Below are 26,945 nucleotides of genomic sequence, written 5' to 3'. Positions count from 1 at the left end.
TGTTGACCGTCGGTGGTCATAATGACCATGTGGCTGTAGGCGCGCACCCCACCCGGTCCGACCGCCCCATCGACTTCTTCATCAGCTACTCGCCGGCCGACGAACGGTGGGCGACGTGGCTGGCGTGGGAGTTCGAGACCGCCGGCTACCGCACGATGATCCAGGCGTGGGACTTCGTCGCCGGCACCAACTTCATCGACTTCATGGACCGTGGGGTCCGCGAGGCCGAGGTGGTGGTGGCGGTGCTGTCCGAACGCTACCTGCACTCGACGTACGGCAAGCTGGAGTGGCAGGCGGCGCTGCGCGCCGACCCCGACGGCACCGGCAACAAGCTGGTCACCGTGCGGGTCGAGGACTGCCCGATCGACGGCCTGCTGGCCACCATCACCTACGTGGACCTGGTCGGGGTGGACGATCCGGCGCAGGCGCGCGCCCGGGTGCTGAACCGGATCCGGGAGACGCTCGACGGCCGGGCCAAGCCGATGCGCCAACCCGTGTTCCCGCTGCACCTCGACGACCCCGCCGACGTGCTCGCCGCGCCCGCCGCCGGCGCGCCCGCGCAGCGCCGCCCCCGGCGTACCCCGATCAACCCGCCGCCGTTCCCGCCGGCCGCGACCGCGCCACCGACGGCCCGCGACACCGTCACGGTCCTCCAGGTCGGCGGGCCCCGCTTCGGCCGGGGCGTGATCGACCCCGGCGCCCCGGTCACCCCCGGCGAGTTGCAGGAACACCTGATGGGCGACCTGACGCTGCTGATGAACGACGGGGTGCCCCGGCCGGACCTGCTGGTGGTGGCCGGCAACCTGACCGAGTCGGGCAGCCCGCGCGAGTTCTCCGACGCGCTGAGCTTCCTCACCGGGCTGCGGGTGCTGCTCGGCCTGGAGCCGCACCGCCTGGTCGTGGTGCCCGGTCCGCGCGACGTGACGATGGCCGCCTGCCGGGCCTACTTCGCCACCTGCGAGGCCGACGACGTGGACCCGCAGCCGCCGTACTGGCCGAAGTGGCGGCACTACGCGCGCCTCTTCGACGACCTCTTCCAGGGCCTCGACGACCGGATCTTCGACAGCGAGCAACCGTGGACGTTGTTCCCGGTGCCCGACCTGCGGGTGGTGGTGGCCGGGTTGAACTCCACCATCGCCATCACCTACCGCGAGGAGGATCGCTACGGCTTCCTCGGCGAGGCGCAGTCCAGCTGGTTCGCCCAGCGGCTGCGCCACTACCAGCAGTCCGGCTGGCTGCGGCTGGGCGCGATGGCGCACGCTCCCGGCCCGCGCAGCCCGTACGCCGACGAGGCCCCGCCGGACCGGGTGTCGCTGCGCGACCGCGGCTCGGTCAACCGGCTGGTCGGCCCGATGCTCAACCTGCTGCTCTCCGACGCCGCGCCGGCCGGCCGGGCCGACCCGGTGGTGCCGCTGGCCGCCGCCCCGCGCGACGGCCGGGCCCAGGTGCTGCGCCTCGGCCCGGACGGGATGACCCGCTGGGTGCTGGGCCGCGACGACCGGCTGGACGGCGGCGAGTCGAGCGCGGCGGCGTGGCCCCGGGCGGAGGCGACGTTCGGCGCGGCCGGCCCGGCGCAGGTGCCGGACCCGCGCCGTCCCGACGTGGTGGAGGGCGCGATCCAGGGCGGGCCCGCGGTCGCGGCCGGGACGCCGGTGGAGCGGCTGCTCGACCGGCTCGCCGAGGTGTGCGAGGCCCGCTACGACCGGGTGGTGGTGCGCCGGGTCGACGCCGACCCGCCGCACCTCTACGTCAGCTACCGCTCCGACGGGGTGGTCCGGCAGCAGCGGGTCGGCGCGCACGTGGGCACCCCGGCGCCGGCCGACGTGGACCGGTTCGCCCGCCGGGTGCACGCCACCGACCCGGACATCGCCTCGGAGCTGGTCTACGACGGCGACCGGGTGCCGCGCGGGCTGGCCGAGGAGGCGCAGCGGCGCGGCGTACGGGTGCTGCACCTGACCGAGTTCCAGGGCCTGCTCGACCTGCGCGACTACGTCGCGGCGCAGACCGCCCGGCTGCAGGCCGACCGGCTCTACCCGCCGGGGCAGTACGTGCCGCAGCGCTACCGGCATCTGGTCGGCGCCGACCAGCGGATCCGCGACGACGTGGTGGACGAGCTGCTGGAAACCGTCTCCGCGCCGGACGGCCGGTTCGTGCTGGTGCTCGGCGACTTCGGCCGGGGCAAGACGTTCGCGTTGCGCGAGGTGGCCCGCCGGCTGCCCACCGCCGCGCCCGACCTGATCCCGATCCTGGTGGAGCTGCGCGCGCTGGACAAGGCGCACTCGGTCGACGGCCTGGTCGCCGCGCACCTGGCCAACCACGGTGAGCAGGTGATCGACCTCAAGGCGTTCCGCTACATGCTGCGGCAGGGCCGCATCGTGCTGCTCTTCGACGGGTTCGACGAGCTGGTGGCCCGGGTGACCTACGACCGGGCGGCCGACCACCTGGAGACGCTGCTCCAGGCGGCCGAGGGCGCGGCGAAGATCGTGGTGAGCAGCCGGACCCAGCACTTCAAGACCAACTCGCAGGTGCTGACCGCGCTGGGGGAGCGGGTCGGCCTGCTGCCGCACCGCCGGGTGCTGGCGGTGGAGGACTTCACCCCGGGCCAGATCGAGGCGTTCCTGCGCAACCGCTACGGCGGCGACGAGGAGGCCGCCCGGGAGCGGATGAGCCTGCTCGCCGGCGTCAAGGACCTGCTCGGCCTCTCCCGCAACCCGCGCATGCTCGGGTTCATCGCCAACCTGGACGAGGGGCGGCTGGCCGCGGTGGCCGGGGCCGGCGGCACGTTCAGCGCCGCCGCGCTCTACCGGGAGATCCTGGAGTCCTGGCTGGACTTCGAGGAGCGGCGCACCCAGGGCATCCCGGGCGCCCCGGTCAGCCTGCGCCGGCCCGAGCTGTGGCAGGCGGTGAGCCGGCTGGCGTTCCAGCTCTGGGAGAGCGGCGAGGCCCACCTGCGACTGGCCGAGCTGGCCGAGTCCACCGGCCAGCTCGCCGGGCGGGCCGACTCGCGGCTGTCCGGGCCGCAGGCCGCGCACGCGGTCGGCGCCGGCAGCCTGCTGGTCCGCACCGACGACGGGCTGTTCGGGTTCATCCACACCTCGGTGATGGAGTGGCTGGTCGCCGAGGGGGTCGCCGAGCAGCTCAACCGGGGTGAGGAGCCGGCCGCGCTGGCGGTGCGGTCGTTGTCCGCGCTGGCCGTGGAGTTCCTCGGCGACCTCGCCGACCCGGCCCGGTGCACGGCGTGGACGGCCCGGGTGCTCGGCGACGAGGCGGCGGGCGAGACGCTGCGCGCCAACGCGCTGCGGCTCAGCGCCCGGCTGCGCCTGCCCGACCGGGCCGACCTGCGCGGCGCGGTGCTGCGCGGCGAGGACCTGTCACACCGGGAGTTGGCCGGCGCCGACCTGACCGGCGCCGACCTGACCGACACCCGGCTGATCGCCACGAACCTGACCGAGGCGCGGCTGGAGCACGCCCGGCTGCGCGGCGCCCGCCTGGACCAGGCCCGCCTGTCCGGGGCGGACCTGCGCGGCGCGGAGCTGGCCGGCGCCCGGCTGTTCCGGGCCGACCTGCGCGGGGCGCGGATCGCCGGCAGCAGTTGGCACCGCACCGCCCTGATCGACGTCACCGCCGACCCGGCGCTGCTGCGCGCCCCGGAACTGCGTGGTGCCGTCGTCGCGCCGGGCCGGCCGGTGGCACCCGGCCTGGCCCCGCCAGCGGTAGGGGTGGGCTACGGCTTCGAGGTGGGACGGCTGCCGGTGCCGGTCGCCTACAGCCCGGACGGCGCGGTGTTGGCGGTGGGCAGCGACGACGGTGGCGTGCTGCTCTGCGACACGGCCACCGGACTGCCGGTGCGCACCCTGCAGGGGCACCGGTCCCGGGTCTACGCGGTCCGCTACGACGCGGCGTCGCACCAACTGGTCACCGGCGCGGCCGACCTCACCGTACGGCTGTGGGACGCCGACCACGGCGACGTGCGGCACGTCATCGAGGACGTCTTCGCCGGCTGGGTCTGGCCGCTGCTCACCGACGGGCGCCGAGGTCGGCTGGTGGTCGGCGACGCGGCGGGCGTGGTCCGGCTCTTCGACACCCGCACCGCCCGGCTGCGCCACGAGTGGCCCGGGCACGACGCGCCGATCTGGGGCACCTCGTTCAGCCCGGACGGCCGGCGGGTGGTGGTGGCGGACAGCGCCGGCACGGTACGCGGCTGGGACATCCACACCGGACGGCTGGCGTTCGAGGTGCGCGAGCCGGAGGTGGTCTACCGGGTGGTGCACTCGCCGGACGGCCGGCTGCTGGCCGCCGTCGGGCAGCACGGCCGGGTCTGGATCCGCCGGGCCACCGACGGCGAGTTGCTGCGTCAGCCGCGCGGCCACGAGGCCGACGTGTACGCCCTCGACATCCACCCCGACGGCACGCTGATGGCCACCGGGGACACGCACGGCGCGCTGCGGCTGTGGGAGACGGAGACCGGCCGCCCGGTGCGGGTGCTGGGCCGGCAGCGTGGCGCCATCTATAGCGTCCGGTTCAACGGTGACGGCAGCCTGCTCGCCACGGCCGCCAGCGACGGCGCCATCCAGCTCTGGGACACCGACGACGGCCAGGTGCGGCACGAGCTGACCCGGCACCGCGGCTCGGTCTGGCCGGTGGTCTGGCGGCCGGACCAGAACCAGGTCGCCACCAGCAGCAACGACGGCACCACGCGGCTGTGGGACGTCCGCACCGGGCAGCTCCAGCAGACGTTGCGCGGGCACGGCCGGCGGGTCACCGCGCTCTCCTTCCGCGACGACGGGGAGGTGCTGGCGGCCTGCGGCAACGACGGCGTGATCCGGCTCTGGGAGCCGCGCACCGGCCGCCTGCTGGGGCAGCTCGCCAGCCCGGCGGACCGCCTGCTCTCGGTGGTGTTCTGCCCGGACGAGCCGCTGGTCGCCGCGCCCAGCGGCGACGGCGGCGTGCACCTGTGGAACACCGACACCGGCGTGGACGAGCGGGAACTCAACGTGGACACCGACCACGTCTGGGCGGTCGCGTTCAGCCCCGACGGGGACGCGCTCGCGACCGCGAACGACGACGACACCGTACGGCTGTGGTACCGCCGCACCGGCCGGCACTTCGCCACGCTCACCCCGCACCGGGGCCGGGTGCGCACGATGGCGTTCAGCCCGGACGGCGAGACCATCGCCACCGGCTGCGACGACCAGATGGTCCGGCTCTGGGACGCGGCGACGGCCACCTGCCGGCTGACCCTGGAACACCACACCGACCGGGTCTACTCGGTCGGGTTCAACAGCGAGGGGACGCTGCTGGCCAGCGCCGGCAACGACGGCACGGCGGTGATCTGGGACGCGCTCACCGGCGAGCGGCGCCTCGTGCTCGCCGAGCACGTGGGGCGGCTCTGGTCGTGCGCGTTCAGCCCGGACGGCAACCTGCTCGCCACCGCCGGCGACGACCTGGTGATCCGGCTCTGGGACCCGGTCACCGGCCGGCTGCACGGCACTCTGGCCGCGCACACCCGCCGGGTCTGGTCGGTGCACTTCAGCCCGGACAGCAGCCTGCTCGCCAGCGCCGGCGACGACGGCACGGTCCGGCTCTGGGACGTGGCGGACCCGGAGCACGCGCAGTTGCGGACCACGCTGATCGGCCTGCCGGACGGTTGGGCGGCGGTCAGCCCGGACGGCCGGTACAAGCTGGACGGCGACCCGGGCGGCCAGTTCTGGCACGTGATCGGCACCTGCCGCTTCGAGGTCGGCGAGCTGGACCCCTACCTCACCCAGGTCCGCCGCCTGGCCGTCGACGCCCCCTTCTGACCGCAGCGTGCGCCGTGTCGGGCCGAGCTTGATCAACTCCACTTCGGCGAAGTGACGGGGTCGGCTGGCGTGATCGACTCCACTTCGGCGTAGTGGTGCGGTCCGAGCGCGTTCGACACCGCCACCTCGCCGAACTGGTGTGGATCATGCCGTCCGATGCCGCCACCTCGGCGAACTGGGCGGAGCCACTGCCAGCTTCAGGCCGGTGTCGGTCCCGACCAGCGGATTTCCCCGTCGTGCCACACGTCCGTGGGGGCCAGGCCGCACGCGGTGGCCACCGCGGCCGACGCGCGGTGGTCGGGATGGATGTGGGCCACGAGGGTACGCACACCGCGCCGCCCCAACCAGCCGGCCATCCCCCAGGCGGCCTCGGTGGCGATCCCGCGTCCCTGCCAGGGTGTGCCCACCACCCAGGCGATCTCCGCGACCGGTCCGTCGTCGACCGGGTCCGCCTCGTCGAGGTGCCGGTGCCCGACCGCCCGCGCGCTCCCCGTGGCGGCGTGCCGGGTCGGCGCGTCGGGCGCGGTGACGGTGGCCTGGACGAAGCCGGCCAGCCGGCCGTCGTCGCGGAGCCGGACGACCCAGTTGCACCACGACTCGGCCGGGTCGGGTGAGCCGGCCACCAGCCGTTCGTAGCGGGCGCGCAACGCCACCGAGTCGGCGGGCTCGCCGCCGATGAAGGTGTGCAGCGCCGGGTCGGCGAGCACGGCGGCCATCTCCTCGGCGTGGTCGACGCCCAGCGGCAGCAGGAGCAGCCGCGCGGTGGGAATGGGCTCCGGCGCGAACCCGCTCATCGGCGTCAGCGCCGCTGCCCCAGGTGGGCGACGAACGCCCGCCAGGCCGGCGGCCCGAAGACGAGCACCGGGCCGGTCGGATCCTTCGAGTCGCGCACGCCGACCACGGCAATCAGGTTGTCGGCCACCTCGACGCAGTCGCCGCCGTTGTTACCGCTCTTCGTGCTCTTGCGCCACCGCGCACCGCTCAGGCCCATGAACGTGCCGCTTCCCTAATGACGTCGAGGGAGTGTGCCCTGGACAGCGCCTCGCCGCGTAGCCGCTCCCAGCGCCGCTCCAGGGTAGCAATCGCTTCGGCCTTCTCGATGATCTGAGCCTCGGCCTGACTGTCCACGTGGGCGACCCGCCCGCCGTCGGGCAGCTCCGCAAGCGTGAACGGCCCGCCGAGTCCCGGATACATGCCGGCCGACAGCGGCACGACGTAGACCTGGACCGCGGAGAGCGCAGCGCATTCCGCCAGGTAGCCGAGTTGTTCGGCCATCATCGTCCGATCATCGCCGGAGGTCCGCCTGAGGACGGACTCGTCGATCACGGCGATCAGGAGCGGAGGGCGGTCTCGACGCAGGATGGCGTGCCGGGCGATGCGGGCGGCGGTCAGGCCGGCGATCTCGGCCTCCGCCAACGCCTCTCCCGCCAATGTCGCCCGCGCATAGGCTTCGGTCTGCAGCAGGCCGGGGATCCAGGCCAGTTGGAAGGTTCGGAGCGACACCGCCTCGCGTTCGATGTCGGCCCAGGGGCGGAACCAGGCGGGCTCGCGGCGCTTGAGCGCGTCCGGCCACAACTCGGCGGCATCCTTGCCGAGCAGTTGGGCCACCTGGGCGCGGTGCCGGGTCTGCGGGATCCGGCCCTGACTCGCCCATCGGGCCGCGGTCTTCGGGTCGACGCCGACCCGCTCGGCCAGACTCTCGGCGGTGTGCCCCGCCTCGGACATCGCGGCCGCCACGGCACGGTTCATCCCTGTGTCCTCCTCGAACATCCCGGCCATCCCGACGTCATCCTGCAACGCAGTGTGATTGGCCCGCAACGGTCGGCAGGGTTCTGGTGAACGGTGTGTCGAAGCGACGGAGAGGGACACCCGATGCCGGAGGACCAGGCGCACGTCGAGCGGCCGGACGTACCGACCGGGGAGCCGCACGAATCGCGGACGGCGCCGGTGGCGACCGCCCGGCACTCGACGGCCGGTCCCGCCTGGGTCTGCGACGGTTGCGGTGCGGACTGGCCGTGTCCGGCGTGGACGGCGGCGCCGACCGACGCGGCGCGGCGGGCCGAGCTGTTGCCGGAGTTCGTCCGGCTGACCCGGCGGGCGATCCGTGACCTGCGCGGCCGTCCCGGCGGGCCGCAGCCGCCGGAGATCGTCCGCCGGTTCCTGTGGTTCCTGCCGCTGAGCGACGAGGAGGCACGGGCCGTCGCGCTGAGGTTGCGGTGAGCCGAGGACGGCGGGAGCACGTGCCGTCGCGGCCGACCTGGCGGTGCCGGGCCTGCGGGATCGCCTGGCCCTGTTCGGCGGCGAAGCTGCGGCTGCTCGCCGCCTACCGGGAGGCCCGGCCGGCGCTGCTGATGCACCTGGCCACGCTCTGGGTGGAGGCCGAGGCGGAGCGGCCCGCCCGGGACGGCGGGGCCGCGGCCCGCTACCGGCGCTTCGTCGGCTGGGCGAGCGGCCGGGGCGGGCGGTGAGGCCGCCCGCCCCGGCTCACCTGGCGGTCAGCGCCGCCACTTCTGGTTGGCGGTGCCGCCGCACTCCCAGATCTGCAGCCGGGTGCCGTCGGCCGAGCTGTTTCCGGTCGCGTCCAGGCACTTGTTGGCCTGCGGGTTCACGATGTCGCCGGCGGCGCTGAACACCCATTTCTGCGCGCCGGAGCCGTTGCAGTCGTAGAGCTGCACCTTGGCACCGTTGGCGGTCGACCCGGACGCCACGTCGAGGCACTTGCCGAGCGCGCGCACCGAGCCGTCGGCGTTCCACGTCCAGCGCTGGGCGGCGGTGCCGTTGCAGGTCCAGAGCTGTACGGGGGTGCCGTTGGCGGTGCTCGCGCTGGCCACGTCGACGCACTTGTTGCCGTAGCCGACGATCTGCCCGCCGGTGCCCCCGCCGCCGTTGTCCCAGGCCTGCACCCGGACGTAGTCGACGGTCATGGTCTGCGGGAACGTGGTGCCGCCGTCCGGCGAGCCGGGCCAGTTGCCGCCGACCGCGACGTTCATGATCATGAAGAACGGGTGGTCGAAGACCCAGCGGTTGCCGCCCGCGTCGGCCGGCGTCTTGCGGGAGTACGCCACGCCGTCGAGGTACCAGGTGATCGAGTCCGGGGCCCAGTCCACGGCGAACGTGTGGAACGCGTCGGCGAGAGCCTGGCCGCCCGGCAGCGAGGTGGACGCGCCGATGCCGTTGCCGCCGGAGTAGCCCGGGCCGTGCAGCGTTCCCCACACGGTGGACGGCGCGTACCCGACGTTCTCCATGATGTCGATCTCGCCGCTGTTGGGCCACGGGTTGCTGCCGATGTCGTTGCCGAGCATCCAGAACGCCGGCCACAGCCCCTGCCCGCGCGGAATCTTGATGCGGGCCTCGAACCGGCCGTACGCCTGGGCGAACGTGCCGTTGGTGAGCAGTCGGGCGGAGGTGTACTGGCAGCTTCCGTACCAGCAGGAGTTGCCGGCCGGATTCTCCTTGCGGGCGGTGATGACCAGATTGCCGTTGCCGTCGAGCGCGGCGTTGCGGGTGCTGTTGGTGTAGTACTGCAACTCGTTGTTGCCCCAACCGCCGCCGCCGATGTCGTAGCGCCACTTGCTCGCGTCGGGGGCGGCGCCGGCCGGGCCGTTGAAGTCGTCGGACCAGGTGACCGCGCCGGGGGCGGCCACCGCTGGGGTGCTCGGGACGGTGGTGAGGGCGGCGGTGAGGCCGACCGCCGCCATCGCCAGGGTGGCGACGGTACGGATGCTGCGCACGGGGTGCCTCCTGCGGGGGTGTGGTCCGTTCACCGTCCGGTCGGCCGGCCCCGCCGAACGGTAAACAAACTATAAAGATAGGCTTCGATGAAGGTATGAACGAAGCCGTCCGCTGTCAAGAGAGCGCTTCCCGCCGTTCCCGCTCCGCCGGCTCGGGCACCCGCTCGGGCTCGCGCTGCCGCGCCACCGGCGCCGGGCGGCGCATCGTGCGCCACGGCCCGCCCAGCAGCGGCGTGAGCACCACCAGCAGATAGCAGGCGCCCATGGTGACCAGCGTGGACGTGGTGCCGAACCGGTCGGCGGCCAGCCCGGCGCCGAGCGCGCCGACCGGCATGGCCGCCCAGGCGCCGGCGCCGATCACCCCGTACACCCGGGCCCGCATGGATGCCGGCACCCGCTCCAGCTCCACCGCGCCCATCAGCGGGTTGAGCGCGCCGGCGGCCAGCCCGGCCACCGCGACCACCGCGACCACCACCGGCAGCGGCGGGGCGGCGGCGAGCGCCCACAGCGGCGGCGCGCCGCAGATCGCGTACGCGGTGACGAACGTGGCCCGGCGGGGCAGCCGGTGCCCGATCGCGCTGAACACCAGCGAGCCGATCAGCGCGCCCCCGCCCATGACGCCGACCAGCAGGCCGAACGCGGCCGGACCGCCCAGCTCGCGGTCGGCGACGACCGGCAGCAGCACGTTGCTCTTGGCCGCGTCGAAGAGGTTGGTCACCAGCACCAGCAGCACCATGGCGCGCAGCAGCGGCTCCCGGACCAGGAAGCGCAGCCCGGCGGCGAACTGCCGCCAGTAGCCGCCGGCCTCCGCCTCGCCCTCCTCGCCGTCCTCGGTGGACGGGCGCAGGCCGCGCGGCACCAGCAGCGTCACGGCCAGCGCCGAGACGGCGAACGTCGCCGCGTCCACGGCGAGCACCGGCAGTGCGCCCAGCACGCCGACCAGCAGGCCGGCCACCGGCGCGCCGATCATGCGGGCGCCCCGCGAGGTGGCTTCCGCCCAGCCGATCGCCCGCTCGATCGGCACCCCCGCCGCGGCCGCCGCCTCCGGCAGCAGCGCGGTGCGGGCGGTCTGGCCGGGCGTGTCCAGCAGGCCGCTGACGAAGACCAGCGCCAGCAGCGCCGGGAACGGCAGGCCGACCGTGGCGTGCAACAGGGGTACGGCCGCGACGGTCACGCCGGAGACCACGTCGGCCAGCACGCTGGACCGCCGGTAGCCGATCCGGTCGACCAGCACGCCGCCGAACGCGCCGCCCAGCACCACCGGCGCGGTGGCGAACGCGCCGGCCAGGCCGGTGGCCGCCGGTGAACCGGTCTCGGCCAGCACGTAGAGCGGCAGCGCGATGAGCGTCAGCACGTTTCCGGTCAGCGAGACGGCGTGCCCGATCAGCAGCCCGGCCAGCGGCCGGCGGTCCCGGCTCACTGCGGCCCCCGGTAGGCCTGCCAGATCAGCGTCACCATCTCCGCGCCCGGCCGGTCGGGCGCGCCGCGCGCCCGCCACCGCCGGCCCAGCGCGGACAGCTCGTCGCGCAGCTCGCCCAGCTCGTCGGGGGTCAGGTGCAGCACCGTGTCGCTGCTGGTGGTGCCGCGCACCCAGGCCAGGTCGAGGCTCGCCTCGGACTCCAGGTAGGCCTGGTAGCGGGCCACGTAGCGCTCCATCGCGGCGCGGCGCAGCAGGTCGCCGGCGAGCCGCCGCTCGGGGTCGTCGAGCAGCTCGACCGGATCCCAGTCGGTGGAGGCGTGCGCCGCCCGCCACCACCGTTCGCGGCGGTCGCGGGCCAGGTCGGGCGCCTCGATCACGAAGCCGTGCTCGGCCAGCTTGCCGACGTGCCAGCTGACCGAGCCCACCGCCTCGCCGGTGCGCTCGCTGAGCATCCCCACCGTCTGCGGGCCGCGCAGGCGCAGCTCGCCGAGCAGGCGCAGCCGGGTCGGGTGGGCCAGCGCCCGCATGGCGCGGGGATCGGTCAGGTGCACGTGCTTCGGCTCGTCCGCCATGGCGACAGGCTAGATGCACAAGACACGAAGTACAAGATGTCTTGTGCTTGTCCGGATCAGTCCAGGCAGAACTCGTTCCCCTCGGGGTCGGTCATCACCAGATGGCCGGCGTCGAGCGGGGGAGCGGGCTCGTGGCGGGCCACCCGGCCGGCGCCGCGGGCGACGAGCCGGTCGGCCGCCGCCTCCAGCGCCGCCATCCGGGCGTCCCCGGTCAGCCCCGGCGCGGCCCGGACGTCCAGGTGCACCCGGTTCTTCACCCGCTTCGGCTCCGGCACCCGCTGGAAGAACAACCGAGGCCCGGCGCCCTCGGGATCGACCACGGCCGAGGCGTCGTTGTGCCGCTCCGGTGGCACCCCGAGCGCGGTCAGCGCCTGCTCCCACGAGTCGAAGCCGTCGGGTGGCCCCTGCACCTGGTAGTCCAGCGCCTCGGCCCAGAACGCGGCCAGCCTGGCCGGGTCGGCGCAGTCGAAGGTGAATTGCACGTCGCGGCCCATCTCAGCTCTCCTTCGGTCGGGTCCCGGCCAGCCTTCCCCACACAGCGGTCAGGGACTGTCCGCGACCCGCCGGAGAGTCAGGCCCGGCGCGTCGCCGCCCGGCCCTTGAGCCGGCGGCCCATCTCCCGCGCGATCTCCCGCTTGGCGTCCCGCTCGGCGAGCGCCTGACGCTTGTCGTACGACCGGCGGCCCCGCGCCAGGCCCAGCTCGACCTTGGCCCAGCCGTCGGCGAAGTACATCGACAGCGGCACCAGCGTGACCCCGCCGTCGCGCAGCCTCTCCAGGATCCGGGCGATCTCCACCCGGTGCAGCAACAGCTTGCGGGTGCGCCGGGGCGCGTGGTTGGTCCAGGTGCCGAAGCCGTACTCGGCGATGTGCAGCCCGTAGAGCCAGAGCTCGCCGTCGCGCTCCTGGGCGAACGCGTCGACAAGCGACACCCGCCCCTCGCGCAGCGACTTCACCTCGGTGCCGGCCAGCACGATGCCTGCCTCGTAGGTCTTGAGGACGTCGTAGTCGTGCCGCGCCTTCTTGTTCGAGGCGATCAGCTTGCGCCCGTTCTCCCTGGCCACGCCGGCAGGATACCCGCCTGCGCCGTTCGGCGTGCCGCCGCCCGAACCGGCCCCTAGGCTGGCCCGGACGGCGATGAGGGGGCGGCGGATGACGCGGGTGGCGGTGCTCGGGCTCGGCGGCATGGGTACGCCGATGGCGGCGAACCTGGTCAAGGCCGGGCTGGACACGGTGGTGTGGAACCGGCACCCGGAACCGGCCCGGGCGCTCGCCGAGCGGGGCGCCGAGGTGGCCGCCGACCCGGCCGAGGCGGTGCGCCGGGCCGACGTGGCGGTGACCATGGTGACCGACGGGGCCGCGGTCCGCGCCATCGCCACCGAGCAGGGCATGCTCGCCGCCCTGCCGGACGGCGCGGTCTGGGCGCAGATGAGCACCATCGGCGTGGCCGAGACCGAGCGGCTGGCCGAGCTGGTCGCCGCCGAGCGGCCCGACGTCACCCTGGTGGACGCGCCGGTGGCCGGCAGCCGAAGCCCGGCCGAGCAGGGAAAACTGACCGTCCTCGCGTCCGGCCCGGAGCAGGTCCGTGACCGGGTCGCCCCGGTCTTCGACGCGGTCGGGCAGCGGACGCTGTGGCTCGGCCCGGCCGGGACCGGCTCGCGGCTCAAGCTCGTCAACAACCTGCTGCTCGCGTTCGTCAACGAGGGCGTCGCCGCGGCGGTGGCGCTCGGCGACACGCTCGGCCTCGACCGGGACACCGTGCGCCGGGCGCTCGACGGCAGCCCGCTGGTCGCGCCCTGGGCGGCGGAGAAGCTGGCCCGGGTGGTCCGCGACGAGCACGGCACGCAATACTCGCTCGCGCTGGCGCTCAAGGACGTCGAGCTGGCGCTGCGCGAGGCGCCGACGGGCAGCTTCCCGGCCGCCGAGGCGCTGGCCGCCGAGTGGCGGAACGCGGCGGAGCAGGGGCTCGGCGGCGACGACCTGACCGTGGTGACCCGGATGCTCGGGGTGCGCTAGCCCGCTGCCACCCGCCCCGCGACCGGCCGCTCGCCGGCCGGACGGCCGGCCGCCGGCGGTGACGCGGCCACCCAGCCGGTGGTGATCAGCAGCAGCGCGGCGCAGTAGGTGGTCATCACCAGCAGGCCCGCGCCGGGCAGCTCCGTGCCCGCCGCGCCCACGCCGATGAGCAGGTCGGAGACGAGGAAGAACGCGCCGCCCGCCCCGACCCGCGCCGACACGCCGGTCGCCGCGGCGGCCATCAGGCACAGCGCCAGGCTGTAGCCGAGCACGGGCAGCCGCAGCGGCCCCAACGCGCCCCACAGCAGCGCGTTCCCCACCGCCCAGGCGAGCAGGTAACCGGCCCAGGCCAGCACGGGCGGGCGGCCGCGACGCCGGAAACCGGCGAGGAAGGCGAGCTGCGCGACCAGGAAGAACCCCATGCCGACCAGGAACGCGGTCCGTCCCGGCACGAGCAGGGCCACGTCCCCGGTGGTGGCCGCGACCAGCCCGGCCGCCACCGCGTCCACCCGGCGTCGGTGCTGAAGGAGGTACGCCAGCAGCACCGGCGCCAGCAGCGGCTTGGCCAGCCACTGGAGCACGGTCGAGTCGAGCGCGACCCCGACCAGTTCGACGACGGCGACGAGCCCGAACAGGGCGAGCCAGGAGCGCCTCACCGGGCCGGCTGCCAGCCGGGGCGGCCGAGCAGGTAGCCGAGCCGGTGCCGCCAGCAGGTGGCCCGGCGTACGTCGGACCAGATCGCGGCGAACTCGTGGGTGGCCACCCGCAGCGGGTTGTAGGTCTGGATGTTCTTGGTCAGCCCGTAGCGCGCCGGGGCCCGCTCCGGCTCGAAGCTGCCGAACAGCCGGTCCCAGACGATGAGGATGCCGCCGTAGTTGCGGTCCAGGTACTCGGTGTTGGAGCCGTGGTGCACCCGGTGGTGCGACGGGGTGTTGAAGACCCACTCGATCGGCCGGGGCAGCCGGCCCACCCGCTCGGTGTGCAGGAAGAACTGGTAGAGCAGGCTGATCGACTGCTGGAGGAAGATCATCCACGGTGGGATGCCGAGCAGCGCCAGCGGCAGCCAGAACGGCAGTGAGGTCATCGGCGTCCAGCTCTGCCGCAGCGCGGTGGAGAGGTTGTAGTGCACGCTGGAGTGGTGCACCACGTGGCTGGCCCACAGCACGCGTACCTCGTGGTGTGACCGGTGGAACCAGTAGTAGGCCAGGTCGTCGGCGAAGAAGACGATCGCCCAGGTCCACCAGTCGCCGGGGGAGAGGTGCACCGGCGCGACCGTCCAGAGGGCCGCGTAGAGGCCGACGGTGAGCAGCTTCCAGGGGAAGCCGATGAGCTGGCTGCCCAGGCCCATCGACAGGCTGGTGGTGGTGTCGCGCAGCTCGTAGCCGCGCTCGTCGTCGTCGGGGAGGAAACGGTAGGAGACCGCCTCGATGACGATCAGCAGCAGGAACGCCGGGACGGCGTACAGCACGGCGGGGATCATGCGCGCGCTTCCCTTCCGGTGGTGGGGGTGGTGGGGGTGGTGACCGGGGCGGTCAGCAGCGCCCGGGCGTGCCGGGCGGCCGCCGCGCCCTGGCCGGACGCGACGGCGGTGGCGAGCCGGCGGTGGCCGGCCACGTCGAGCAGCTCGGCGGCGCGGGCGTCCGGGGGGACGTCGCCGACCGCGAACGTGCCGGCCACCAGGCTGTTGAAGGCGAGCTGGTAGGCGGTGTTGCCGCTGCCCCGCACGACCAGCCGCCAGATGCGGATGTTCGCCTCGGCCATCCGGTCCAGGTCGGGCGCGAGCGTGCCGTACTCCTCGGCCGCCCGGACCAGCGCGGCGACCACGGCCTCGTCGGCGCGCTCGGCGCAGAGCCGGGCCGCGTCGACCCCGACGCAGGCCCGCATCTCCAACATGTCGCGCACCAGCGTCTCGACCGGGAGCACGTCGCCGGAGCGGGCCAGCGACAGCGCCAGGTCGAGGCCGGCGTGCACCCGCCAGTCGAGCACCCGGGTCGCGCCGCCCTGGCTGACCCGGACCAGGCCGAGCTGTTGCAGCCGGCGCAGCGCCTCCCGGACCGCGTGCCGGTTCACCGCGAACCCGGCGGCCAGCTCACGTTCGCCGGGCAGCGTCTCGTCCGGGCGGTACCGGCCGGCCACGATCGCGTCGCGGAGCTGGCCGAAGACGTGGTCGGAAACCGAGGCGCGGGGGGCGGGGACGAAGGCCATGGCCACGAGTGTGGTCCGGCACACATCAACCCGTCAACTGGTTGGACCAGTGGATTTTCCGGCCGAGGCCCGGCCGGTGCGTGCCCTTGCCGTCACCCCTCGTATCCTTTCCGCCGTAGGACCGCCACGGTGAAGGGAGTCGGTGTGAGCGACCGGGTCGAGACGTTGGAGTTCCAGGCCGAGGCGCGTCAGCTGCTGCAGCTGATGGTGCACTCGATCTACTCGAACAAGGACGTCTTCCTGCGTGAACTCATCTCCAACGCGTCCGACGCGCTGGACAAGCTGCGGCTGGAGTCGCTTGTCGACAAGGAGTTGTCGACCGACACGTCCGACCTGCACATCGAGCTGGAGGTCGACCGGGACGCCCGCACGCTCACCGTCCGGGACAACGGCGTCGGCATGTCCCGCGACGAGGTGGTCGCGCTGATCGGCACCATCGCCAAGTCCGGCACCGCCGAGCTGCTGCGCAAGCTGCGCGAGTCCAAGGACGCCGCCGCCTCGCAGGAGCTGATCGGCCAGTTCGGCGTCGGCTTCTACGCCACCTTCATGGTCGCCGACACGGTGACGCTGCTGACCCGCCGCGCCGGCCAGGCCGGCGGCACCCGCTGGGAGTCCAGCGGCGAGGGCACCTACTCGGTGCGGGAGGTCGAGGACGCGCCCCAGGGCACCTCGGTCACCCTGCACCTTAAGGCCGTCGACGCCGAGGACAACCTGCACGACTACGCCGACGAGCGGACCATCCGGGAGATCGTCAAGCGATACTCGGACTTCATCGCCTGGCCGATCCGGATGACCGTCGACAAGCCCGGCGAGGACGGCGCCAGCACCCGCGAGGAGCAGACGCTCAACTCGATGAAGGCGCTCTGGGCGCGCTCGCGGGACGAGGTGGACGAGGCCGAGTACAAGGAGTTCTACCGGCACGTCGCGCACGACTGGGCGGACCCGCTGGAGACCATCCACATGCGCGGCGAGGGCACCTTCGAGTACGAGGCGCTGCTCTTCCTGCCCTCGCACGCCCCGCTCGACCTGTTCTCCCCGCAGGGCCGCCGCGGCGTGCAGCTCTACGTCAAGCGCGTGTTCATCATGGACGACTGCGAGGCGTTGATCCCCAACTACCTGCGCTTCGTCAAGGGCGTGGTGGACGCGCACGACCTGTCGCTGAACATCTCCCGGGAGATCCTGCAGCAGGACCGGCAGATCCGGGCGGTGCGCCGGCGGCTGGTCAAGAAGGTGCTCGGCACGCTCAAGGACATGTCGGCCGAGTCGTACCGCACGTTCTGGACCGAGTTCGGGCCGGTGGTCAAGGAGGGTCTGCTGGAGGACCCGGACAACACCGAGGCGCTGCTCGACCTGGTCCGCGCCGCCTCCACCCACGACCCGGCCGAGCCGACCACGCTGCGCGGCTACGTCGAGCGGATGAAGGACGGCCAGACCGAGATCTACTACGCCACCGGCGAGAACCGGGCCACCATCGAGAACTCCCCGCACCTGGAGGCGTTCCGGGCCAAGGGCTTCGAGGTGCTGATCCTCACCGACCCGGTGGACGAGGTGTGGGTCGAGCGGGTCGGCGCGTACGACGGGAAGACGCTGCGCTCGGTGGCCAAGGGTCAGGTCGACCTGGAGACCGAGGAGGAGAAGGAGAAGGCCGAGGCCGAGCGGCAGGAGTACGCCGACCTGCTCACCTTCCTCGGCGGCGCGCTCACCGACAGCGTCAAGGAGGTGCGCCTGTCCACCCGGCTGACCACGTCGCCGGCCTGCGTGGTGGGCGACGCGCACGACATGACGCCGACGCTGGAGAAGATGTATCGGGCGATGGGTCAGGAGGTGCCCCGGGTCAAGCGGATCCTGGAGCTGAACCCGACCCATCCGCTGGTCACCGGCCTGCGCAAGGCCCACGGCGAGGGCGGCGACGCCGCCGCGCTGACCGAGACCGCCGAGCTGCTGTACGGCATGGCGCTGCTGGCCGAGGGTGGGGAGCTGGCCGACCCGGCCCGCTTCACCCGCATCCTCGCCGACCGTCTCGCCCGCAACCTCTAGATGCAAGGAGGGGCCTCTTCTTATCGCCTACGCGATAGGAGGGGCTCCCGCTTGTCACAGCTGGCCGGGGAAGAAGCCGTGTCGGGCCAGCGGCTCGACGATCTGGTGCTCCTCGTAGGACAGATGTGACAACAGGGTGTCGGTGAGCAGGTCCACCGCCTCCTGCAGGCCGGTGAAGTCGCCGGGGGAGCGGATCAGCTCCACCAGTGCCCGGTCGACGCTCTCCACTACCCCGTGGATCACCACGTGCTCCTGCTCGAGGCGGTCCAGCACCGGCGCCAGCCCGGCGTCGGAGCGGCGCAGGTGCGGGAAGATCGACGCGTCCTCCAGGCCGTGGTGCTGGGTCACCACCGTGCAGTACGCCGCGCAGTAGGCGCCCAGCGTCCAGTCGTTCTGCCGCATGGTCATCTCGTTCAGCGCGGCCCGGGCCCCGCCCGGCGACACCGCCCCGCGCCGGACCTGGTCGAGCAGGTCGCGCACCTGGGCCAGCTCCTGACGCAGGTGGTCGTGCACGTCCACCAGGTGCTGCCCGGCGGCCTGCCCCCGGGCGGGGTAGACCTGTCCGGCCGGTGGCGGCGGGGCGGTCGGTCGGGTCGTCTCGTCCCAGAGGCGGCGGGCGCTCAGCCGTACCCCCGGATCGGGGGTGGGGGTGACCGCGAGCGTGGTCGGGCCGCCGGCGGCGGCCTGCTCGTCGGCGACGGCCCGGGCGCCGCTGCCCGGCGTGGTGCGCTCGGCCGCGACCAGCTCCCGGACCGCCGGCGCCACCTCCTGGGCGAAGATCTGGAGGGCGCGCGGCTCGTCGCTGCCGAGGATGAACGTGGTGACGCCGTGCTCCAGGGTGAGGCCGGCCAGCTCCTCGACCCACCGCTCCGGCGGCCCGGCGAGGAAGCCGGTGGACGAGCGGGTGAACGTGCCGGTGACGTTGAGCATCCGGCGGATCGCGCCCGGATCGCGCCCGGCTGCCCGCGCGCCCTCGTCGACCAGCGCGTTGAGCGCCGGCAGGTCGTCCGGTCCCTTCGGCAGATACGCCAGCGACGGCAGCCAGCCGTCCGCGGCCCGCCCGACCAGCCGCAGCATGCGCGGCTTGTACGCGCCCACCCAGATGCCCACCGGGTGCGCCGGCGCCGGACCGCGCTTCGCCCCGACCACCCGGTAGTGCTCCCCGGGCACCCGGATCATGCCGCGCCGCTCGGTGTCCCAGACCTCGCGGATGACCTGGATCGCCTCGTCCAGCGCGTCGACCGCCGCGCCGGGGGAGAGCCGCCGCCCGCCGGTCGCCTCGATCGCGTCCCAGAACGCGCCCGCGCCCAACCCCAGTTCGACCCGGCCGCCGGTGAGCAGGTCCAGGCTGGCCACGCTGCGGGCCAGCACCACAGGTTGGCGCAGCGGCAGGTTGAGCACGTTGCCGGCCAGACCGATCCGGGCGGTGGCGGCGGCCACGTACGACATCAGCGTCCACGTGTCCAGAAAGCCCGGCTGGTACGGGTGGTCCTGGAAGGTGACCAGGTCGAGCCCGACCTGTTCGCAGAGCGTGGCCAGCGCCACCACCTGGTCGGGGCGACCGGCGGCGGGGGTGAGGAAGCCACCGAAGGTCAGCTCGTGTCCGTGGTCGGTCATCGCCCCGCTCCTTACGCGATCTTGCCGGTCCCGCCCCACGGTAGCCCCACCACCGGCCGGGTGATGGCGGACCCGACCACCGTGGACGCGGCGGTCGCACGGTAGCCCGGGCGGGTGAAGAACGTCCCAAGAAGCGGGCGATCGTCGGAAATCGTCCCTAGCCTCGGTTCCGTTCGCAGTCGCGGACACCACGGGCCGGTAACGCCTAATCCCGCCGCCGGCCCGGTGGTACCCGGACCTCGGGCGGGAGCGGGGGACCCACACGTTCCACGGTGCACGTCACCTCGGGGTGAAGCCGCCACCGGCGGCCGGGCTCCTCGGCCCGAACCCGACAGCTCACCTCGTCGGCGTGGAGGAATCCACATGTCAACCGCATACTCAGCCCGGCGCCGCCGTACCGTGATCGGCGCGCTCGTAGCCGGCGCCGCTACCGGCGCCGTGGCGCTGCTCGGGCCGGCCGCGCCGGCCGCCGCCGCGAGCCTGAACTGGGACGCCGTCGCCCGGTGCGAGTCGGGCGGCAACTGGCACATCAACACCGGCAACGGCTACTACGGCGGGCTCCAGTTCTCGCGCGGCACCTGGAACGGCCACGGCGGCCAGCGGTACGCCGCCCGCGCCGACCGGGCCAGCCGCTCCGAGCAGATCGCCGTCGCCGAGAGGGTCCTCGACGGGCAGGGCATCGGCGCCTGGCCGGTCTGCGGCAGGAAGGCCGGGTGGAGCGGCAGGAAGGCCGGGTCGAGCCGGACGCACGCCGGCAAGGAGTCGGGCTCCACCGCGTCCAGGAAGGCCCCGACCACGAAGAGGGCCACCTCGTCGGGCGGTGAGCGGCGCGGCGCGCCGGCCACCGGCGCCTACCTGGTGCGGCCCGGCGACACCCTGTCCGAGATCGCCGCGGCGAAGCACGTCGCCGGTGGGTGGCGCGCCCTGCACGCGTGTAACCGGGGCGTGGTCGGCGACGATCCCGGCCTGATCTTCCCGGGCCAGCGGCTGCGCCTGCGCTGATCCCCGGCTCCGGGCCGCCGTGTCGCGTCTGCGTCGCGTCCCGTCGGTCCGGTCGCGTGCTGCGGGTCCGGGTCGCGAGTCCTCGGGACCACGTCGCGCCGGCAGGCGACGCGAGCGCCCGGCCGGTCGTCCGGCCGGGCGTTCGCCCCCGCGCGACACGCCGGGAGTGGTGGGCGTCCGTCCTGCTCCCGGCGTCGGCGGCCGGCCTGGTGCGGCGGGTGACGAGGTTCCGTCGCCGCCTGTTGCTATGGTCACCAGACTCGGCTAAGACGTGAAGAAAGCGCGGATATGACCAACGATGCGTTCTCGGCCGCCGCGAGCCTCGACGAGCTGCTGACCCGCACGCAGCAGGCGCTGGCCGCGATGCGGTCCCGGGCCTGCGTGCTCGCCGACGGCGAGCCGGGCGAGCTGCTCCGGGCCGAGGGCGCGGCCGTCGGCGGCCGGGTCCGGGCGGTCGCCGTCCAGGGTGGCCGGTTGCACTCCGTCGTCGTCGACCCGGAGCTGGCCGGGTTGCCGCTGGAGGTTCTCTGCGGACACCTGGTCGACGCCGTCAACGACGCGCTGAGCGAGTTGGACGCGCAGGTCGGCGACTCCGCCCGGGCGGACACCGACGCGCTCGCCGCCCGCCTCGGCGGCCTGCCCGACCAGGCGGAGCTGTTCAGCCGGACGATGCACGAGGTGGCCGCGCGGATCCGCCGCGACCGCGTCGCCGCGTCCCGAACCGCCCGCTCCGCCCGCTCCGCCTGACCGCCCGCCAAGATGTAGATCTTGGTACGGAAGTCCCCTATGAGAGGCCGTTCCGTACCAGATCCCGCAAGCCGCGAGCCGGAGACGCGGAACGGCCGGCCGTCGGGAGGACGACGGCCGGCCGCTCGCGTCGGGGTCAGCTCAGCGTGACCGCCGTGTCGTCGACGACGAAGGACGTCTGCAGGGAGGCGTCCTCCACGCCGCTGAACGAGATGGTCGCCGTGGTGCCGGCCAGCGACGAGACGTCGAAGGACCGCTGCACGTAGCCGGTGGCCTTGTTCAGGTTGGAGTAGGTGGCCAGCGTGGTGCTGCCGGCCTTGACGGTCAGCTTGTCGTAGGCGGTGGAGGTGGTCGACTCCGCGCTGTCGATGTGCAGCCAGAAGCTGAGCGTCGCCCGGCAGCCGGCCGGGATGGTGACCGACTGGCTGAGCGTGTCGGTGTGCGAGGAGCCGTAGCCGTCGAGCCACGCCTTGTACGAGCCGCCGTGCGCCGCCTGGCCGCTGTCCGTGGTGATGACGCCGGACGAGACGGTCCAGCTCACGTTGCCCGACTCGAAGCCGGGGTTGGCCAGCTTGTTGCCGGAGCAGCCGCCGGACGGCGGGGTGGTCGTGGTGGTCGGCGTGGGCGTCGGCGTGCCGCCGGCGCAGGTCGGGTCACCGGACTGCGCCGGCACGCTGACCGCGTCCCAGGCCGCCTTGACCGTGTTGAACTCGGTGCAGCTTCCCGGGTAGAGGTTCTTCGCCGCCTGCAGCGTCCAGGTGCGGTACTTCAGGTACGACGAGGACGAGGTCTTCAGCAGCATCGCGTTGTACATGATCTTGATGGCCTTCTGGATGCCCAGGCCGGTCACGCTGCTGCTGTTGCAGGTGGAGCTGGACGGCTGCCCGTTGGTGGGGCTGCTGCCGTTGGCCAGCAGGTAGAACCAGTGGTTGCCCGGGCCGGCGGAGGCGTGCACCTCGCCACCCGGGACGCTGCTGGAGTAGCAGTTCGGGTCGCCGAGCGCGGACGGGTTGTACATGTTGCGGATCGGGCCGGAGCCGACCAGGTTGATCTTCTCGCCGACCAGGAAGTCCGGCGCGTCGTAGCTGGACGGCTCGTTGGCGAACCACTCGGTGGCCGCGCCGAACGTGTCCGCCACGAACTCCTGGGTGCCGCCGCCGGAGATGCCGCCCGGGGTGTTGTCGTCGATGCCGTGGCCGATCTCGTGCGCCACCACGTCGAGCGAGCCGATCCACTGGCCGGCGGTGTTCTTGCCGATCTGCACCTGGCTGCCGTCGTAGTAGGCGTTCTGGTCGTTGAGGCCCACCCGGATCGGCCAGTAGCCGCCGTTGCCGTTGGCGCCGTTGCGGCCCAGCCACTGGTTGAGCATCTTGTGCTCGGTCTGCGCGCTGAACAGCGCGTCGACGCAGCCGGTCTCCTTGTTGGTGGCGGTGCCGTTGCCCCAGGCGTCGTCGGTGCCGCTGAACGTGGTGTTGTTCGCGGCGTCCTGGCAGCTGAGGTTGGTGACGGTCGGGTCCTTCATGGTGTAGGTGCTGCCCGACTGGGTGGTGTTCAACGTGAGCGGGGCCGGGCCGTTCCAGGCGCCGGTGCCGGTGCCGTTGACGATGTGCTCCTGCTTACGCAGCACCGCCCCGGTGTGGGCGTCCACGTCGACGGTGAGCCGGCTGGGGCCGTCGGCGTCGGTGCCGCGCACCGTGGTCTCCCAGGCCAGCGCCGACCCGGCGCCGAGCGTGTAGACGACGAGCGTGGTGCCCTCGACGGAACTGACGGTCTTGAGCTGGGCGCGCGCCGTCTTCGCGGCGGCGGCCGAGGTCAGCCTGGGGGTGGTGGCGAGGGCGCCGATGGGCCGCTGCTGCGCGACGGAGGCGTACTTGAGGTTGCCGGCGGAGTCGGTGGCGAGCACGAAGTCACCGCCGACCACCCGCAGTCCTTTGTAGGTGCGCTCGTAGGGCACGTACTGGGTGCCCTCCGAGGAGATGACCGGCTTCTGCACGAACGCGTCGTCGGAACCGGCCTGCAGGTAGGCGGGACGGTTCGCGACCAGCGCGCGGGTCGAGTCGGCGGCCGCCGCGCGGGCCTGGGCGGGGTTGGGGGCGGCGGGCCCGGGTGGCGCGGCCTGCACGGCCGCGGCGGTGCCGGCGGCGATCACGCCGGCCGCGGCCGCGCCGGTGAGCGCGGCGAGGCGAGGTGAGAGCTTCAAGAGGGTTCGCTCCTGTTCTTGGGCGCGCCGCACGGAGCCCGGTGGGGTCGGGCGGCGCGATGGTGCGAGGCAGGGTGACGGCCGGTCACCGGAGCTGCCGGCGTGGCTCCGGGTCGACAGATCGACCGTCCGAGCCGCCGGGGGTCGACGACTCGCTGGTGCACGATCACACGCCGTCGGAGCCGTGAGCAATGGGTGACCCGGGCAACCGACTGTCGCCGGACACCCCGCCGTCACCCCGAATTCAGGAAGCCATGATCTTCAATAGCCCCTGATCAGGGTGAACATTGTCGGCAGCGGACGGCAGCGTGCCCGATCTGCGTGCATTGCCGCGGTGTGCGGGTGGTGCACAGAGGTTCAGCGCGGTCCCCGGGTCCGCGTCGGCGGCCCGGTGGGCAACGTGGTCAGCGAGGGCGACAGGGTCGGGCGCGGAGTGGGCCGCCGGGTCGGACCGGGGCTCGGACTCGACGAGGTCGGGCTCGGCGACGGCGACGCGGACGGGCTCGGCGCCGAGGTGGTCGCCGGCGGCGCGGATCCGGTGGGCTCCGGGGCGTCGCCGGGGAACGCCGGCTCGTGGAAGCGGTACCGGTCCGGGTCGAGCTTCATCGCCGCGGTGGCCCGGGTCATGAACTGGCGCCAGATCGGCGCGGCCCCGGTCGAGCCGTACACCTCGTAACTGCCGCCCGTGGTCCGCAGCGGCTTCCCGTCGGTGGTGCCCAGCCAGACCGCCGAGGCGAGGGCGCCGGTCCACCCCACCATCCAGGTGTGCACGTTCTGGGTGGTGCTCTGCCCGGCCTGCCAGGTGCCGGTCTTGCCGGCGGAGTCCCAGCCGTTCTCCAGCCGGGCCGCCCGGACCCGGCGCAGCGCCCAGTCGAGCTGGTTCACCGCCTCGGAGTCGAGGCCGAGGTCGGTCTGCCGGAGCTGCTCGGTCCACACCTTGTCGTCACCCTTGGTCACCGACCGGACGAAGTGCGCGTCGGCGCGCCTGCCGCCGGCCGCGAAGGTGGCCATCCCGTTGGCGTGGTCCTGCACGGTGATGCCGTACTGGCCGATGCCGACCTCGGCGGAGAAGTGCTCCGCCAACTCGTCGGCCGGGTCGTCGCGGAGGTCGACCCGCTGCGGCCGCGGGTTGCCCCGCACCGTCTCCCACATCGACTCCACGCCGGCCTGCCGGGCCGTCTCGATCACCTTGGCGCTGCCCAGCTTCTCGGTCAGCTCGAAGTAGGTGACGTTCAACGAGGCGACCGTGGCCTCCCAGAGCGCGCAGTCCGGCTGGCAGGCCGCGTGCTCGGCGTTGCGGATCGGCCCGGCCGCGCTGCCCTTCGTGCGGCCCGACTCGGGGAACTCCTTGGTGTCCGGCGAGTCGAACCGCTGCTTCACCGAGATCCCGTCGCGGACGGCGGCGGCCAGGTCGTACACCTTGAACGAGGACCCCGGCGGATGCTGGCCGAACCCGCGCGCCCGGCCCTGCTCGTCGGTGTACCAGCCGGCGTAGTCGGCGCCGGAGCCGCGGTCCCCGCCGTAGTAGCCGAGCACCCGGCCGGTGCCCGGCTCCACCGCTACCAGCGCCGCCTGCCAGTTCTTCGGCTGGCCGCGCACCGCCGCCGGCGCGCTGTCCCGGCGGATGTCCGCCGCCGCCTCGGCCGCGTCCTGCACCCGCTTGTCGATCGTGGTGACGATCCGGTAGCCGCCGTCGCGGATCACCTCGTCCGGCTTGCCGCGGAACGGCTCCGTCCCCCGCAGCTCCGCCAGCACGTGGTTGACCACCAGCCCGGTCGGCCGGTCCAGGTCGGAGCGGCCCGCGTCGCGGTCGATCGGCCGCACCGTGTCCGGGTACGCCAGGTTCGCCGCCTGCTGCGGGGTCAGGTAGCCGAGCTTCACCATGCCGTCGCGGATATAGTTCCAGCGGTCGATCGAGTTCTGCTTCGCGACGGCGTTGCGGCGCGGGTCGTAGCCCGGTGCGCCCTGCGGGTCGGCCGGGTCCGCCTCCGGCTGCTTCACCATCGCGCAGAGCACCATCGCCTCGGCCGGGGTGAGCTGCTGCGCGGCCGGCGCGTCGCGGCGCACGGTCTTGCCGAAGAACGTCTGCGCGGCCGCCTCGATCCCGTACGCGCCCCGGCCGAACGGGACCGTGTTCAGGTAGAAGCCGAGGATCTCCTCCTTGCTGTACCTGTCGTCGAGCTTCCAGGCGATCACCGCCTCGCGCAGCTTGCGGGAGTAGGTGACGCCGCGCAGGTCGGCCGCGACCCGCGCGTACTGCTGGGTGAGCGTGGAGGCGCCCTGCCGCTGCCCACCGCTGACGTTCGCCCACGCCGCCCGCAGCACACCCTTGAGGTCGATGCCGCGGTTGGTCCAGAAGGTGCGGTCCTCGGCCGCCACGATGGCCTGCTTCGCCGAGTCGTTCATCTGGCCGTACGGGACGATGGTGCGGTTCTGCGCGCCCAACTTCGCCATCGGCGTGCGGCCGTCGGCGTAGAGGACCGTGGTCGACTCGGGCAGCTTCAGGTCGGTGGGCGTCGGCACGCTGTCGAAGTAGTAGCCGCCGGCGACCAGCCCGCACCCGGCGAGCAGCGCGCACACCGCCAGGATGACGAGCAGGCGCCGCCCCCGGCGTCGCGGTCGCGCCGGGACCGCGCCGTTCTCTCCGCTGTGCCGCACGCGATGCCTCCGACTGCTCGGCCGATCGTGTCCATGCCCGGCTCGCAGGCTAACCGACCTGTGCCGACGGCACCGGCCGGCGCGGCGCGCCGGGGTCGCGTCCGGGCCACCCGGGCGGCGGCGCCGGGCACCCGCCGGGCAGGATGCGGGCATGCGCGACGACGTACGCGGATACCTCGCCGGACTCGTCCGGCGCGCCCGGGACGTGCTCGGCGACGACCTGGCCGGCGCGTACGCGGCCGGCTCGGTCGCGCTGGGCGCCTACCAGCCGGGGCGCAGCGACGTGGACGTGGCGCTGCTGGTGGCCGGGCCGCCGTCCGCCGAGGCGAGGCGGACGCTTGTGGACCGGCTGCGGCACGAGTCGCTGCCCTGCCCGGCGCGCGGCCTGGAGCTGGTCGTCTACCGACGGGACGTGGCCGCCTCCGGCACGTTCGAGCCGGGCTTCGAGCTGGAGCTGAACACCGGCGCCACGATGCCGTTCCGCGCCACCTACGACCCGGCCGACCGGCCCGCCGCGGACGGGCGGTTCTGGTACGCGCTGGACCGCAGCATCCTGCGCCAGTCCGGCCTGACCCTGCTCGGCCCGCCCGCCGCCGACGCGTTCGCCGACCCGCCGCCGGCAGCGCTGCGGGCGCTGCTGGTCGACGCGCTGCGCTGGTGGCTGGCGCTGCCCACCCCGCCCGGCGACGCGCCGGCGCCGGGCGCCGAGGACGCGGTGCTCGGGGCCTGCCGCGCGCTCGTACGCTGCCGCGACGGCGTCTGGCTGGGCAAGGTCGAGGCCGGACGGCGGGTGGCCGCCGACGACCCGGACGCCGCGCTGATCCACCGCGCGGTCGCCGCCCGCCGGGGCGGGCCGCCGCCGTCCGGCCCGGCGGCCCGCGCGTTCCAGCGCCGGGTGCTGGCGCAGGTCGAGGCCGGCTGAGCCGCCGCTAGGGTGGGC

At 73.9% G+C, this 26,945-nt stretch carries 22 protein-coding genes and 1 riboswitch; of the genes, 8 read left to right on the top strand and 14 right to left on the bottom strand.

Annotated elements, in window-relative coordinates; translation table 11 throughout:
• Positions 1-29: 29 nt before the first annotated feature.
• Positions 30-5,801 carry a TIR domain-containing protein gene (locus ACGFI2_RS04540; protein WP_393510543.1) on the top strand — a complete coding sequence of 1,924 codons (5,772 nt, stop codon included), beginning with the start codon at positions 30-32 and terminating at the stop codon, positions 5,799-5,801.
• Positions 5,802-5,998: 197 nt separating this feature from the next.
• Here ACGFI2_RS04540 and ACGFI2_RS04535 read toward each other — a convergent pair whose 3' ends face one another.
• Genes ACGFI2_RS04535 through ACGFI2_RS04525 form a run of 3 tightly spaced genes read right to left on the bottom strand, consistent with a single transcriptional unit; the run spans position 5,999 to position 7,550 of the window.
• Positions 5,999-6,595, bottom strand: a complete 597-nt coding sequence (locus ACGFI2_RS04535; protein ID WP_393510540.1) for a GNAT family N-acetyltransferase — start codon at positions 6,593-6,595, stop codon at positions 5,999-6,001.
• Between the two features lie 5 nt (positions 6,596-6,600).
• On the bottom strand, positions 6,601-6,792 hold the full coding sequence (locus ACGFI2_RS04530; RefSeq protein ID WP_393510537.1) for a DUF397 domain-containing protein: 192 nt from the start codon (positions 6,790-6,792) through the stop codon (positions 6,601-6,603).
• Complete coding sequence (locus ACGFI2_RS04525; protein WP_393511603.1) at positions 6,783-7,550, bottom strand: Scr1 family TA system antitoxin-like transcriptional regulator; 768 nt, start codon at positions 7,548-7,550, stop codon at positions 6,783-6,785. Before ACGFI2_RS04525 ends, ACGFI2_RS04530 begins: the two co-directional genes overlap by 10 nt.
• 123 nt (positions 7,551-7,673) lie before the next feature.
• On the opposite strand from ACGFI2_RS04525, the gene ACGFI2_RS04520 reads away from it, so the two are divergent.
• Positions 7,674-8,021, top strand: coding sequence for a hypothetical protein (locus tag ACGFI2_RS04520; protein ID WP_393510534.1), 348 nt, complete (start codon positions 7,674-7,676; stop codon positions 8,019-8,021).
• Positions 8,018-8,269, top strand: a complete 252-nt coding sequence (locus tag ACGFI2_RS04515) for a flavin reductase (RefSeq protein WP_393510531.1) — start codon at positions 8,018-8,020, stop codon at positions 8,267-8,269. The genes ACGFI2_RS04520 and ACGFI2_RS04515 overlap by 4 nt, the downstream gene beginning before the upstream one ends.
• Positions 8,270-8,296: 27 nt before the next feature.
• Here ACGFI2_RS04515 and ACGFI2_RS04510 read toward each other — a convergent pair whose 3' ends face one another.
• From ACGFI2_RS04510 to smpB, 5 genes are all read right to left on the bottom strand, one after another.
• Positions 8,297-9,532 carry a ricin-type beta-trefoil lectin domain protein gene (locus ACGFI2_RS04510; RefSeq protein ID WP_393510528.1) on the bottom strand — a complete coding sequence of 412 codons (1,236 nt, stop codon included), beginning with the start codon at positions 9,530-9,532 and terminating at the stop codon, positions 8,297-8,299.
• Between the two features lie 115 nt (positions 9,533-9,647).
• Positions 9,648-10,952, bottom strand: a complete 1,305-nt coding sequence (locus tag ACGFI2_RS04505) for an MFS transporter (protein ID WP_393510525.1) — start codon at positions 10,950-10,952, stop codon at positions 9,648-9,650.
• Positions 10,949-11,524 (bottom strand): helix-turn-helix domain-containing protein, encoded by a 576-nt coding sequence (locus ACGFI2_RS04500; RefSeq protein WP_393510522.1) that lies wholly within the window; start codon positions 11,522-11,524, stop codon positions 10,949-10,951. Before ACGFI2_RS04500 ends, ACGFI2_RS04505 begins: the two co-directional genes overlap by 4 nt.
• 56 nt (positions 11,525-11,580) lie before the next feature.
• Complete coding sequence (locus ACGFI2_RS04495) at positions 11,581-12,018, bottom strand: VOC family protein (RefSeq protein WP_393510519.1); 438 nt, start codon at positions 12,016-12,018, stop codon at positions 11,581-11,583.
• Positions 12,019-12,095: 77 nt separating this feature from the next.
• Entirely contained in the window at positions 12,096-12,587 is a 492-nt protein-coding gene (gene smpB / locus ACGFI2_RS04490) for an SsrA-binding protein SmpB (protein ID WP_393510516.1), read from the bottom strand.
• Between the two features lie 88 nt (positions 12,588-12,675).
• Here smpB and ACGFI2_RS04485 point away from each other — a divergent pair, with 88 nt between their 5' ends.
• The gene (locus tag ACGFI2_RS04485) at positions 12,676-13,539 is read left to right on the top strand and encodes an NAD(P)-dependent oxidoreductase (protein WP_393510513.1); all 864 of its coding nucleotides are present in this window, start codon (positions 12,676-12,678) and stop codon (positions 13,537-13,539) included.
• Here ACGFI2_RS04485 and ACGFI2_RS04480 read toward each other — a convergent pair.
• From ACGFI2_RS04480 to ACGFI2_RS04470, 3 genes are read right to left on the bottom strand one after another with little or no spacing between them, the layout of a single operon-like run.
• A complete protein-coding gene (locus ACGFI2_RS04480) occupies positions 13,536-14,195 on the bottom strand; it encodes a lysoplasmalogenase (protein ID WP_393510510.1) in 660 nt (219 codons plus the stop codon). The genes ACGFI2_RS04485 and ACGFI2_RS04480 overlap by 4 nt on opposite strands.
• Positions 14,192-15,019 (bottom strand): sterol desaturase family protein, encoded by an 828-nt coding sequence (locus tag ACGFI2_RS04475; protein WP_393510507.1) that lies wholly within the window; start codon positions 15,017-15,019, stop codon positions 14,192-14,194. The genes ACGFI2_RS04480 and ACGFI2_RS04475 overlap by 4 nt, the downstream gene beginning before the upstream one ends.
• Entirely contained in the window at positions 15,016-15,744 is a 729-nt protein-coding gene (locus ACGFI2_RS04470) for a FadR/GntR family transcriptional regulator (protein WP_393510504.1), read from the bottom strand. Before ACGFI2_RS04470 ends, ACGFI2_RS04475 begins: the two co-directional genes overlap by 4 nt.
• 144 nt (positions 15,745-15,888) lie before the next feature.
• Between ACGFI2_RS04470 and htpG the strand changes: the two genes are divergently transcribed.
• Positions 15,889-17,781 carry a molecular chaperone HtpG gene (gene htpG, locus ACGFI2_RS04465; protein ID WP_393510501.1) on the top strand — a complete coding sequence of 631 codons (1,893 nt, stop codon included), beginning with the start codon at positions 15,889-15,891 and terminating at the stop codon, positions 17,779-17,781.
• A 54-nt stretch (positions 17,782-17,835) separates the two neighbouring features.
• Here the strand turns inward: htpG and ACGFI2_RS04460 are convergent, their stop codons facing one another.
• Positions 17,836-19,398: an LLM class flavin-dependent oxidoreductase gene (locus ACGFI2_RS04460; protein ID WP_393510498.1), complete on the bottom strand. Its 1,563-nt coding sequence runs from the start codon at positions 19,396-19,398 to the stop codon at positions 17,836-17,838.
• Positions 19,399-19,590: 192 nt separating this feature from the next.
• A riboswitch (cyclic di-AMP (ydaO/yuaA leader) is annotated at positions 19,591-19,763 on the top strand.
• Between ACGFI2_RS04460 and ACGFI2_RS04455 the strand changes: the two genes are divergently transcribed.
• Positions 19,762-20,400, top strand: coding sequence for a transglycosylase family protein (locus ACGFI2_RS04455; RefSeq protein WP_393510495.1), 639 nt, complete (start codon positions 19,762-19,764; stop codon positions 20,398-20,400). Its footprint overlaps the riboswitch before it by 2 nt.
• Before the next feature lie 288 nt (positions 20,401-20,688).
• Positions 20,689-21,147: a YbaB/EbfC family DNA-binding protein gene (locus ACGFI2_RS04450; RefSeq protein ID WP_393510492.1), complete on the top strand. Its 459-nt coding sequence runs from the start codon at positions 20,689-20,691 to the stop codon at positions 21,145-21,147.
• A 136-nt stretch (positions 21,148-21,283) separates the two neighbouring features.
• Here ACGFI2_RS04450 and ACGFI2_RS04445 read toward each other — a convergent pair whose 3' ends face one another.
• Positions 21,284-23,347 carry a M4 family metallopeptidase gene (locus ACGFI2_RS04445; protein ID WP_393510489.1) on the bottom strand — a complete coding sequence of 688 codons (2,064 nt, stop codon included), beginning with the start codon at positions 23,345-23,347 and terminating at the stop codon, positions 21,284-21,286.
• 357 nt (positions 23,348-23,704) lie between these two features.
• Positions 23,705-26,005, bottom strand: a complete 2,301-nt coding sequence (locus ACGFI2_RS04440) for a transglycosylase domain-containing protein (protein ID WP_393510486.1) — start codon at positions 26,003-26,005, stop codon at positions 23,705-23,707.
• A 151-nt stretch (positions 26,006-26,156) separates the two neighbouring features.
• Between ACGFI2_RS04440 and ACGFI2_RS04435 the strand changes: the two genes are divergently transcribed.
• Positions 26,157-26,927, top strand: coding sequence for a nucleotidyltransferase domain-containing protein (locus ACGFI2_RS04435; protein ID WP_393510483.1), 771 nt, complete (start codon positions 26,157-26,159; stop codon positions 26,925-26,927).
• The last annotated feature ends 18 nt before the right edge of the window (positions 26,928-26,945 follow it).

This window comes from Micromonospora sp. NPDC049282, from assembly GCF_043197045.1.
Lineage (GTDB): Bacteria > Actinomycetota > Actinomycetes > Mycobacteriales > Micromonosporaceae > Micromonospora.
This window is presented reverse-complemented; position numbering and strand designations above follow the sequence as displayed.